This window comes from Helicobacter salomonis, from assembly GCF_017979425.1.
Taxonomy (GTDB): domain Bacteria; phylum Campylobacterota; class Campylobacteria; order Campylobacterales; family Helicobacteraceae; genus Helicobacter; species Helicobacter salomonis.
In genome coordinates, this window is the sequence record NZ_JAERIS010000057.1 from 1 (window position 1) to 352 (window position 352).

1 protein-coding gene is annotated in these 352 nt (G+C 47.7%); it reads right to left on the reverse strand.

Annotated features, from left to right (window positions below; translation table 11 throughout):
• Positions 1–203: hypothetical protein (locus KCO92_RS07260; protein ID WP_210647490.1), on the reverse strand; the 203-nt coding region annotated here is incomplete at its 3' end.
• Between the last annotated feature and the right edge of the window lie 149 nt (positions 204–352).

The window sequence follows — 352 nt, forward strand, 5'->3', positions numbered from 1 at the left end:
TTGATGGCTTGCACCTGTGTGCTAGCCACTTCTCCTAAGCGTAAAGAAGAGTTCAAGCTACTGCGCAAAGAGCGCATAGAGGCTTGCACGCCCTCCACCACTCCGCCAGAAGTTTCTAAAGAGAGAGCACGGCGTGCGGCACTCATGCTCTCTCTAAAGGCATCTAATTGGGGTCTAATCCTAATACTGAGTTCGGTTTGCATGAAATATCACCTTGAAGAAATTCGGAAAGCAAAAGGTGCCCCCAAGGGGGGGCGATCCTATGTTATCTCTTTTTGAGTTTAAGGCTGACCTTAAGCCCAAATACAGAGAATTTAAGGCAGAATGCCCACATAGGATCACGATCATGGTT